This is a genomic window from Micromonospora sp. WMMD729, assembly GCF_049315225.1.
Taxonomy (GTDB): domain Bacteria; phylum Actinomycetota; class Actinomycetes; order Mycobacteriales; family Micromonosporaceae; genus Micromonospora.
The window spans coordinates 2,411,894-2,422,364 of record NZ_CP186059.1; the positions used below are offsets into that span (position 1 = coordinate 2,411,894).

At 68.4% G+C, this 10,471-nt stretch carries 11 protein-coding genes; 7 read left to right on the forward strand and 4 right to left on the reverse strand.

What is annotated here, in order from left to right; all coding sequences use genetic code 11:
* Positions 1–76 precede the first annotated feature (76 nt).
* Positions 77–1,342: an alpha/beta fold hydrolase gene (locus ACN263_RS11040; protein WP_422739697.1), complete on the reverse strand. Its 1,266-nt coding sequence runs from the start codon at positions 1,340–1,342 to the stop codon at positions 77–79.
* A 556-nt stretch (positions 1,343–1,898) separates the two neighbouring features.
* Here ACN263_RS11040 and ACN263_RS11045 point away from each other — a divergent pair.
* Positions 1,899–2,594, forward strand: a complete 696-nt coding sequence (locus tag ACN263_RS11045) for a hypothetical protein (RefSeq protein ID WP_422739698.1) — start codon at positions 1,899–1,901, stop codon at positions 2,592–2,594.
* A gap of 75 nt (positions 2,595–2,669) precedes the next feature.
* Entirely contained in the window at positions 2,670–2,903 is a 234-nt protein-coding gene (locus ACN263_RS11050; RefSeq protein WP_422739699.1) for a DUF6980 family protein, read from the forward strand.
* A gap of 173 nt (positions 2,904–3,076) precedes the next feature.
* Here the strand turns inward: ACN263_RS11050 and ACN263_RS11055 are convergent, their stop codons facing one another.
* A complete protein-coding gene (locus tag ACN263_RS11055) occupies positions 3,077–3,580 on the reverse strand; it encodes a DUF4279 domain-containing protein (RefSeq protein ID WP_422739700.1) in 504 nt (167 codons plus the stop codon).
* Positions 3,581–3,651: 71 nt separating this feature from the next.
* On the opposite strand from ACN263_RS11055, the gene ACN263_RS11060 reads away from it, so the two are divergent.
* Complete coding sequence (locus ACN263_RS11060) at positions 3,652–4,134, forward strand: HalD/BesD family halogenase (RefSeq protein ID WP_422739701.1); 483 nt, start codon at positions 3,652–3,654, stop codon at positions 4,132–4,134.
* 88 nt (positions 4,135–4,222) lie between these two features.
* On the opposite strand, the gene ACN263_RS11065 is transcribed toward ACN263_RS11060, so the two are convergent.
* Both ACN263_RS11065 and ACN263_RS11070 read right to left on the reverse strand, forming a co-directional pair.
* Complete coding sequence (locus ACN263_RS11065) at positions 4,223–4,852, reverse strand: VOC family protein (protein ID WP_422739702.1); 630 nt, start codon at positions 4,850–4,852, stop codon at positions 4,223–4,225.
* 66 nt (positions 4,853–4,918) lie between these two features.
* On the reverse strand, positions 4,919–5,653 hold the full coding sequence (locus ACN263_RS11070; RefSeq protein ID WP_422739703.1) for a hypothetical protein: 735 nt from the start codon (positions 5,651–5,653) through the stop codon (positions 4,919–4,921).
* Between the two features lie 216 nt (positions 5,654–5,869).
* Between ACN263_RS11070 and ACN263_RS11075 the strand changes: the two genes are divergently transcribed.
* The 4 genes from ACN263_RS11075 (at position 5,870) to ACN263_RS11090 (ending at position 10,387) form a co-directional block, all read left to right on the forward strand.
* Positions 5,870–6,382, forward strand: coding sequence for a hypothetical protein (locus ACN263_RS11075; protein WP_422739704.1), 513 nt, complete (start codon positions 5,870–5,872; stop codon positions 6,380–6,382).
* 116 nt (positions 6,383–6,498) lie between these two features.
* Positions 6,499–8,526: a TIR-like protein FxsC gene (locus tag ACN263_RS11080; protein ID WP_422739705.1), complete on the forward strand. Its 2,028-nt coding sequence runs from the start codon at positions 6,499–6,501 to the stop codon at positions 8,524–8,526.
* Between the two features lie 2 nt (positions 8,527–8,528).
* Positions 8,529–9,503, forward strand: coding sequence for an AAA family ATPase (locus ACN263_RS11085; protein ID WP_422739706.1), 975 nt, complete (start codon positions 8,529–8,531; stop codon positions 9,501–9,503).
* Positions 9,504–9,511: 8 nt separating this feature from the next.
* The gene (locus ACN263_RS11090; protein WP_422739707.1) at positions 9,512–10,387 is read left to right on the forward strand and encodes a hypothetical protein; all 876 of its coding nucleotides are present in this window, start codon (positions 9,512–9,514) and stop codon (positions 10,385–10,387) included.
* Positions 10,388–10,471: the final 84 nt, after the last annotated feature.

Below are 10,471 nucleotides of genomic sequence, written 5' to 3' on the forward strand. Positions count from 1 at the left end.
TCAGCGCGCCGTGACCGCCTGCCGGCGGCGCGGCATACGACGAAGCCCTGGCCGCTGTCGGCGGCGGGGTCGGGGGCTAGCAGGCCGTGTTGTGCCTCGGCAGCTGTCCGTCTATCAGGTACGCGTTGACCATGCCGGTCAGGCAGGCGTTGGCCTGGCCGCTGAGCAGAGGCACGTGTGTCTGCTTGTCCATGGTGACCAGCCGTGAGCCGGTGATGGACCGGGCGGTCGCGATCGAGTTGGCCAGCGGCACCGCGGCGTCGCGCAGTGCGGCGACGACGAGCGCCGCCGGCGCCCGGTTGCTGGCGAGCGGCGGGGTGTTGTCCTGGCTGACCGACCAGAAGGCGCAGGGGTTGAGGTTGGCGATCGACGGGCCGAAGACGGGGTAGCGGGTGCCGAGGCGGGCCAGGTCGTGGCGGTAGGTCGCCAGGTCGCGCGGCCACGCGTTGTCGCCGCAGCGGAAGGCTATGTTGACCGCGGTGTGGTTGTCCGCCGGCACGCCCGGGGTCCCGGGTAGGGGAGCTGGTCGCGGGTCGAGGGGGATCGGCGGCGGGGTGTGGGCGAGGATGGCGGCCAGGTTGGTCGCTACCACCGGCCACAGATGCTCGAAGTACGTCGCGATGACCGTCAGGGAGCCCAGCTCGCCGGTGGTCCAGGCGTGATCCCCGGCCACGATCGGCTCGATCGCCGCCTCGGCGAGAGCCTGGCTCAGGGTTTCCGCGACCTCGCCCGGCGTGGCACCGAGCCCGAACGCCGCGCTGTTGTCGGCAACGTACCGGGTGAAGGCGGCGTAGTTCTCCTCGAAGGCCGGGAGGCGCTTCAGCTCGTAGGGGCGCCAGGCGATGTCGTAGTTGACCGGGCTGTCCAGCACAAAGCGGTCCACCCGGCGCGGGAAGAGCGTGCCGTACGCGACGCCGAGCATCGCCGCGTACGAGCCTCCGAGGAAGGACAGCTTCCGCTCGCCCAGGCGTGCCCGGATGACGTCCATGTCGCGGGCGGCCTGTGCGGTCGTGGCGTACGGCAGCGCCCAGCCGGCGTGCCGGGCGCAGGCGCGGGCGTATTCGTGGGCCTCTGCGGCGGTGTCCTTCAGGGGCTGATAGGTGGCGGTGCGGACCCAGTAACCGCCCGGCTCCTCCTCCGGCTGGCGGCAGGTGATCGGAGTACTGCGTTCGACGAAGCGCATGTCGAACCCGACGATGTCGTACCGGGCGAGCACTCCGGGATCGACGACGGCGGCGAGGTTCAGCGGCTCGGGGACACCGGCGCCACCCGGCCCGCCGCCCGTGGTGAACAGGACACCGCGGCGAAGCGTCGGGTCGGCCGCGGGGAGCCGGGAGATCATGATGTCGATCGTTGGGCCGGATGGCCGCGCGTGGTCGAGCGGCACCTGAACCGTCGCGCAGCGCAGACGGGTGTCAGCGACACCCGGGCAGGCCCCCCACGCGAGGGTCGCCCTGCTGGTCGCCGAGGCTGGGGCGGCGGCCATGGTCAGGAAGGCGACGACGACAGCGGCCATCGCGCGCATACAGGTCCCCCAACCATCGACTCATATGTATCTATGCCGCACACGCTAGGGCGCATGTCCCTACACCGCAACGTGGCTCTTCGGCACCGGCGACACCATCGGAGCCGCCTACGGCGACGGCGACTGGGCTGGGCGGCGGCGCCTCGCTGGGCGCTGCGGCCCGAGTGCGATCGTTCGGGTCGGCCCGGTGTCGGCAGAATGGCTGCGATCGTGGATGTTCCGTACGGTTCGGAGAGTGGTGGGGCGCAATGCTGTTGGGTGAGCGGCGGCACCGGTGGCTGCGAGACGCTGGCGTCTTTCCGGGCGGGTGTCCCCTCGGCGAGCACGCGGAACGCCCGCTACAAGGCGGCGGCACGGTCGATGCGGTGACGCGGTGACCGGCGAGGCGACCGTGACACGCCTGGATCTCGGGCCTGAGCGGTGGCTGACTGACGGTGTGGCACCCGCCGGGCAACCGGGGCACCGGGTGGCCGAGCTGTTGCCCGCCGGGTACGAGGTCTACCTGCGGCTGTTCCACACCTTCACGTCCTGGCGGGTCCCGGGGCGAAGGACCTGGCGGAGCCTTGCCGACGAGGCCGGTGTCACCTTCCACCGAGAGATCGTCTGGGCGAGCCTGAAGCCGGCGCTGCTGCATGACGGGCGCGGTCACCGCTACGAGGTGGCCGATGGTTACCTGGAGCCGGTGACCAGGGCTGCCCTGTACCGGCGATTGTCGGCGGCCGGTGACAAGGGGCCGGTGTTCTTCTACTACGGCCTTTCCGCGATCGTCCGGGGAATCCCGCCGCTGCTGTGGTCAGCACCTCTGGATGCCGGTGATGAGGTGCAGCGCCGGGCGGATGCCGTTGCGGGTGTGGAGCTGGCGGGCCCCGAGTACGTCTGGCCGGCAGACCGGTCATGGATCGTCAACACCGACTATGACCTGGTTTCGACATACCTCGCCTGCTCGCAGATGACCGCGCCGGCGTTGGAGGAGGATCCGGTGCTGGAGATCCTGCGTGTCGACCTCGATACCCGGGTTGACGACGGGGCAGACCAGCTCAACGGTTTCCGGCCCCGGGGAGAGTCATGACCACCCGCGACGCGTCGCCTCATCACTCGCTGACACCGAGCAGGCGGTCGGGTCAGTCGCGCGAGAGGATCAGCCGTGACCTTCTGCTGCGAGATGATGCGCAACCAGGCCGAAACTGAATGTGCCGAGCACTCCGATCCGTTCGCCTGCCCCGACAACCTGATCCATCACGATCCAGACCCGAGCGACGAACGCTACGGCCTCATCATCCACGACGGTGGCACCTCGTACATCGCCATCCGGTACTGCCCCTGGTGCGGCACCGCCCTCCCTGGCTACCCGGACGACACGGATGATCAGACGGAATGACCAACTGAGTGACGACCGCCTTCGGCTCCACGACGTTGTTCTCGCCGAGGCGCCCGCACCACCGCCGGATGTGGGCCCGGCGGCCGGAGTCACCCTGACGCACGAAGCCCTGTGAAAGCCTGAGCCCATGCAAGCCCCTACCCCACCTCAGGAAGCCAGCAGATCACCTGCCTTCACTCGTCGACGTAGAGATACTGATCGTGTTCCAGCGCGAGGCTCAGGCGAGCCAGTCGTCCGATCGTCTCCGCGCTGTAGCCCACTGCCGCAGTGGTGATGTCGAGGTCCTGGTGGTCGCGACGTGCAGTCATCTCGATGACCACCGCGACACCGGCCCGCATGCCGAGGCTCTTGCACGCTTCAGCTATGCCGGTGGCGTACGGCTCGACGTCGTCCAGCAACCTCGCGACGACTTCCTCGCTGCGGTACGTACGTACCGGAGCAGGCGAGTACTCCCAGGCACTGAACTGCCGCGGCCCGGGGCGGTTCGGGTGCGGGGCGCCGCGTTGCCAGGCCATCGTGGGTTGCAGGCCCACGATCCTGCTGACCTCGTCGGGGTCGAAAGCCATCAGTTGCAGCTCGTCGACGCTGTAGGGCGGGCCGGCAGTTTCGACGTCCCTCGCCAGGTACAGGTATGCCCGCTGTACGCAGGAGGGACTCGAATCAGCACTGGAGCTCATCGCGGCGATGGTACTGCGAGCGCTCACCTCACGAGGTGCGGCCGAGAAGCCGGCGGATGGTAGAACAGGGCGTGGAGATCGCGCAGCTCAGCCAGGCGTTGGACGAGATCTTCGATGGCGCGATCGTGTATCACGGGTACACCGACTACCTGCGCGACTACGAAGTCGTCGTCTATGTCACCGCGGACCCACGTACGGACATCCCACCTGCTTACCTCCGCTACCTCTTCACGTACTGCGTCGCAGCCGAGGTGCAGACGGCGCTGAGCCCTGAGATCTGGCGTTGCTCGCTCGACGAGCGACTGACCGACCGGGAGATCGGCCCGGATCTGGACGGCTTCGTGTGGGCAGTGCGGTGGCAGCCGCTCTACCCGGGTGCGGAGGTGGTGGCGGACTCCGAGCGGGCACGCTCGTGGGCCGACAAGATCGGCATTCCGTTTCACGAGGTCCGCCTCGCCATGAACGCGCACGCCCTCACGCTCGTCTTCAGCGCCCTCGACGTGACCGAGGTGGGGGAGGGCTATGCGCCCTTCACGGTCACCGAGGACGACTGACGCGAGAACCTCGAAACTAGTCCGATCCGTTGGCTTGGCAGGTCTACCGCATCGCCCGCTGGCGCCGTCAAGGTGGCCCGTAGCAGTGCTATTCGCGGCCGACCCAGGTCGCGACGCACGCCTCGTTCCCCTCGGCGTCGGCCAACACCCACCACATCGGCGCGTGCGTCGCGGAGACGAGGTGGCCGCCCGCGGCCAGGGCAGCGGCGACGCGGGCCTCCGCCTGATCATGCGGAACGGCGATATCGAGGTGCATGCGGTTGCGGTGTGGACGCGCCGCTTCCATCTGCTGCACGCCGAAGCCCGGGCCACGGCGTGCCGGGTCGGCCAGGTAGTCATCGCCGATCGCGCGGTAACCGAGCAGCGCCCGCCAGAATGGCAGCACGTCCGCGCCGACGAGTACGTCGAGGGTGACGTTGATGTGCTGCATGGCGGTCGGGTCGGCGGGTATGCGCAGTGCCCTGGCGGCGGCCGAGATCTGCCGGGCCAGCCCGATGTCGCGCCGAGACAGGGACACGGTGACGCCGGCGTGACGTAGGTCGATGTTGAGGTAGTGCTGCTCGGATTCGCCGGCGAGTTGACCGATCTCATCGACGAGCGCGATGCCTTCGGCCAGTGAACCCGTCCGGTAGTGGGCCGAGACGAGGTGGTAGAGCGACCGCCAGTCCTCGACACCGTCGGCCTCGTGGAACTGCCTGGCGGTGATCTGCACAGTCATGCTGGCGACGCTAACACTGGAGGCAGGGGCGGACCTTGTCTGTCCCGTCGGTGGGGCGTGCCTCCGTCAGAGGCGGTGCAGACCCTCTCTCAGCTGGCTGATCACGCGCCACTGGGCGTCATCGGCGGTGGGTCGGGGAAAGCCGCCGTGCCGGAAGGTCCAGTTCAGGTAGTCCACCAGGGGCATACCGGCCTCGCCCACGAAGTGCGCGTCGGCGGATGCGTCGGGGAGGATGATGCCGTAGGGGCCGCCGCCGCTGACATTGTCCTTGTGGAAGTGGTCGGGTGCCACGGGCAGGAGGAATGGTTCCTCCTGGTCTTCCTGCCACGCCTCGATCTCTTCCGCGAAGTACTCACGGATGTCGCTGTTCGGGTAGCGGGAGCCCGCCACCTCCAGCACGAAGGGGTCGGCGGCGGCCGAGCTGGACCATTCGGGGTGCGTGCCGACCAACCAGACGTCGCCCACGATGCGGATCCACGACGACAGCGCCATCGGCAGTGGACCGAGCCGCTGCTCCAACCAGTGCAGGAGCTCTTCCGCCTTCGGGCCGGGTGGCGCGTACGGCTCCGTCGGGGTCTGCTCGTCGTCGTTCTGGTGGAACCGGTAGCCCTGCTCGTGCAGGCGCGCGACCAGGGTTTCAATGTTGTCCCGGGCGCGGCGGGCCATCTCGTCACATACCGCCTGCGCCTCAGGAGCGAAGGCTGGCTCACGGACACGGGCGCCAAGCTGGCGCATCTCCTGCCATACCCGATTTTCCTGCCCGGCTGCGTAGCGGGTTACCCAGTCCAGGTGCGTAATCATCGCGATCATGGTGCCGCAGGTGCCCGAGCGAGGCAACGGTCCCAGGCCCTAGCCCTGCGGGCAGAGGGCCGCGGAGGCTGTCGGCCATCTGACCGAGCCGCGCGAATCGACTCGTCCGGAGTTTAACTTGCGCGATGTCGCCCCGGAGATCGATGAAAGCCTTGCTTCCCGACCCACGTCGCAAGCACCGGTCTTGCCGACAGATAGGACAACGTCGTGGCCGATTCCGGTAGATCAGTCGATGCGATGGAGCGCCTACTGCAGGCTGCGGAGGAGGCGGCGAGGGAGGGCAATGTGCCGCTCCTGGAGAGTTTGGAGCGCACCATCAGATTCGCGATGGAGGACGCGCGGACCCGGCAAGCCTTTGAGCAGCAGGAGCAGCAGTCGAGCGCAACGTCGTCGTTGCGCAATCGGGCATTCCTGCACCGGTCGCGATTGGAGACCATGCGATTCGGTGTCGCGATCCTCCTCATCGTTGCGCTCTTCGGCGTGATTATTGCGGGCGTGCTGCGGGATGCCGAAGGTGACAGCGTGGCCCAGTTCGCCGCTCCGGTCAGCGGTTTGGCGGGTATCGCCATCGGCTGGCTCTTCAGTGGTCGTGATCAAGGATCTGTGGTGGCGGAGCCAGCACCTTCCCTCGGGTTGCAGGGGGCCGAGGCCCCTCCTGTGTCACCTGGCATATACGTCGGCGGTAGCAACTTCGGTACCGTGGGGAATGATCGCCATTAGCCGTCCCTGGCTGAGTCGGTAGACAGCTGCGACGCCAGCCGGGCGAGCTGAGGGCGAAGACTCCTCTTTCTCGCACCGACCCCATACCGTGATGGCACGTCGATCAGGGAGCGTCGGTGCTGTACTTCTACCTCAGCTATGCGCGGGGGGACGACGACGCCCTCGTCAACCAGTTCTACGAGGATCTGAACGCGGAAGTCCGCCTGATCGCGGGTCTTTCCCGCGACCCCGAGGTCGGGTTCGTGGACCGGACCCTCCTTCTCGGCGAGACCTGGTCCGAGCGCCTGAGCGCCGCGCTGTCCACCTGCCGGACGTTCGTCGTCCTCAGCACGCCACGCTACTACCTGAGCGATGTGTGCGGCAGGGAGTGGTCGGTCTTCAGCAGCCGTCTGCGGCAGGTGCCGGACGAGCGCCGGCAGGCGTCGTCGAGAGCCTTGGTCGTGTTGCCGTGGATCCCGCACGGCTCCGAGCGGGTGCCGGAGATCGTCAGGCCGTTCCGATCCTCGAACCTGATGCCCGAGTTCGTCTTCGACCGCGTCGGGGTGCGTCAGCTCATGCGGCTGAAAAGGCACCATGACGCCTACCTGGACCTGTTGGACGGCCTCGCGCACCGCATCGTCGCGGCGGCCGAGCAGTTCCCCGTCCCTGACACCGCATTCTTCTCCGTCGCGTCGGCGCCGAATGCCTTCCAACCGGATCGTAAGAGCCCTGTCGGGTCATCCACCGGCCGGGACGCTCTGACGGTCGTGCAGGCCGCCTTCACCGCCGCTGGCCGCCCGTTGGACGAGACAGGACTACCGGGCATGTTCACGCCCGGTCCGGTCTGGGTGGTCACGGACGCGACGGCCTCGGCCAGCGAGCTTCCGCTCTTCAACGAATATGCGCGCCACGGCCGCCTCAGCTACCTCGTCCACGCCGACGCGCTGCGCAGCGACGTGGAACGCGGCCTCGACCGGCTGCGGCTCGAAGGCAAGCCGGTGGTGACGGTGTCACTGCGCGCCCTCCGAGCCGCGCTCACCGACGGCCGGGCCAAGCCGTTCCTCGATGAGCTCGAACGCCGCTACGGCACCAGGGACAACCTCTTCGACACCAAGAACGCCCTCACCGACGAGCGTTTTCTCTTCGGTCGTGAGGCCATGCTGAACACCATCGGCAGCGCGATCAAGCGCGACGAACACGTGCTCATCACCGGTCTGCGTAAGGTCGGCAAGACCAGCCTGCTCAACATCCTGCGTCAACATCTGGTGGACCAGCCGGTCTGCATGGTCGACCTGCAACGCTTCGACCGCCACACCGAGGACTGGCCGGCGGAGTTGTCGCGCCTGATGATCGAGGCGTTCGACCGGTGGGGCCGGCTCGAACAGGTCGACTGGCCGTTCACCACCTCGACGCCCGCCACCGTCAGCGAGCTGGAACGGCAACTGCACGCGCGGATCGACCACGTGGGACGGTCCATTCGCCTCACCGTCGTACTCGACGAGATCGAACGCGTGTTTCCCGAGCCCGACGAGATCGGTGCGGCCCGCCGGTGGGTACGCGCGAGCGGAGCGCTCCGCCTGCTGGCCCAGGGCGACCGGCGTACGGTGGTGGTGATCGGGGCGGACCTGCGGCCGGTGGCCAACCGGATCAACGATCTGGGTCCGGCCGGTACGAACCCACTGTTCAGCTTCTTCCAGGAAATTCCGCTGCCACTCCTGGACGCCGACGCGCTCACCGAGATGGTCCATACGCTGGCCCGCGAGATGGGCGTCCGCGAGGTCACCACCGGCTTCACCGAGCGACTGTTCCGGCTCAGCGGTGGCCATCCGTCCCTCGCCCGCACCATTGCCGCCGAGTCGTACCGTCGACGGCGGGACGCCACGCTGCTGACCGACGTGGATCTTGATGCCGGGCTCGACCACCTGGAGGAGTCGGACGCGGTGGGGTACGTCCTGCGCAACAACCTCTGGGATTTCCTGACGCCGCAGGAGCGGGAGGTCCTGGAGGAGCTGGCCCGGCCGAGGCCCACGCCCCGGTACCGCACCGCCGAGCGCAGCCAGGCCGAGGCGACGCTGAGACGACAGGGACTCGTCACCGACCAGCGGATCCGCATCGGACTGTTCGAGAAGTGGATACTCGACCGCGTCGGAGGCGGGAGGTGGTAGCCGTGCCCCAGAACCCGCTGCTCTCACCTGACCTGTTCGTCGGGCGTCAGGACGAGTTGCGGCAGGTGTCGGCCCTTCTCCGGCAGGGAAAGTCGACTCTCCTCATCGGGGGACGGCGGGCCGGAAAGAGCACCCTGGCACGCCAACTGCGACGTGCCGATCTTGATCGGAACGTTGTCTGGACCGACGCCGCCGGCTGGGACATCACCACCGAGGCCTCCGGGTTGGGTGCGTTGCGCGGCGCGGTGGAGCGACGGCCGGAGACCACCTACCGGCAGGCGACCCGTGCCGAGATCGTGCGTGCGCTCGGTGAACTCCGCCCGGTCGCCCTGGTCATCGACGAGGCGGACCGCCTCCTCCAGGCGCGCTGGGGGCCGGGTTTCTACTCGTTCCTCCGCTGGCTGGACGACACCCATCTGCGCGGCGACATCTCGATCCTGCTGGTGGGTGGCCCGGTGCTCGTCATGTTCCGCGACCCGCACGAGAAGGGCTCACCGCCGCTCAACACCGCCGAGGTGCGCTACGTCGATCCGCTCGACGTCGCCGCGGTGGCGGAGCTGGTGGAGCTCGCCGGCGCGGACGCGCTGGACCGGGTCATGGAGCTCGCCGGCGGTCACGCCTGGCTCTCCACCCGGCTGCTCGCCGAGGTCTGGGACGGTCGGACGCTCGATGAGGCGGAAGACAACGTCGCGGACAGATGCCTGCCCACCTTCCATGCCTGGCAGCAGCAACTCGGAGCGGATGGCATGACCCTGATCCGCAAGTTCCCCCAGGCCGGTCTGGACCGAGCCGACCTCGGAAAACCGCCCTGGTCGCGGTATCGGCGCGCGGCACGGTTCGCCCGGTGTGTCGGTGTCCTCCGACTCGAGGGTGGGCGTCTGTGTCGCGGGCCTCGGCTCTTCTTCGACTGGATGGCCCAGCATGACGTCGCTGAGGGCGCTCGCGACATCGCCATCTCGTACGCGTCGGACGACTAGGGCCTGACGTGCGAGAGGTAACTGACGCCGTCGCGGAGGCCGTGCACTGGCTCACGGTGGACCGGCTGTCGACGGCGGTGGCGCTGCTGGCGCTCCTCGGTCTCTTCTACAGTTGGCGTTCCGTGCAGGCGGCCAGGGCGTCAGCCGAGGCGGCGCGTTCACAGGCGGATTCGGCGCGGGAGCAGACCGAACTGGGACGACGCCAGATCGAACTGCTGCTCCAGCAGCTCGCCCAGACCGATGCCGCCCAGCGCGCGACCCGGCAGGCGCAGGAGGAGTCCCTGCAGCCGATGGTGGTGGTGGACATCGGGCCGGCCCCGAACGACCGCAGCGTCCTGGTGCTGACGATCGAGAACATCGGCCCGTCGATCGCCCGCAACGTTCGCATCGAACTGGCGGATCCGATAGCCACCTCCCTCGATGACGAGGGGCGGGCTCCCCTCCACGAGTGGCACGTCATCACCAGGGGAGTGAAGACGATGCCGCCGGGGCACCGGATGGAGTTCTTCTTCGACGTCGGGCATCGGCGTTTCAAGCCCGGTGTCACCAACGAGTTCACCTTCACGGTACGGGCCGACGGGCCGTTCGGTCCCGCGCCGGAACTCACGTACGACATCGACCTCGCGCCGATCCGGGACACCTGGATAGGGCAGACCACGATCGGCACGTTCGCGGAGCAGCTACGGCAGATCAACTCGAGGTTGGCGAGCCTGAGCGCGGCCGTCAGGGAGACCGGCACCGAACTGGCGGAGGCGGCGCGGCACCCCGGGGATCCGAACCCGCAACCGGGTCGCCGGAGCCTGTCGAGACGCGCCATGGCTGCCCGGGGTCATCCGCTGTCCGCCGGTGCCAGGCATCGGCTCTGGCGTGGCCGGCGGGGCTGACCTCCCAGGGTGGGCTGGAGTCCTCTCCTGGAGCGGTGCTGCGAGCTCCGGTTCCACGACCAGGTCGTCGGATGATCGACGTTC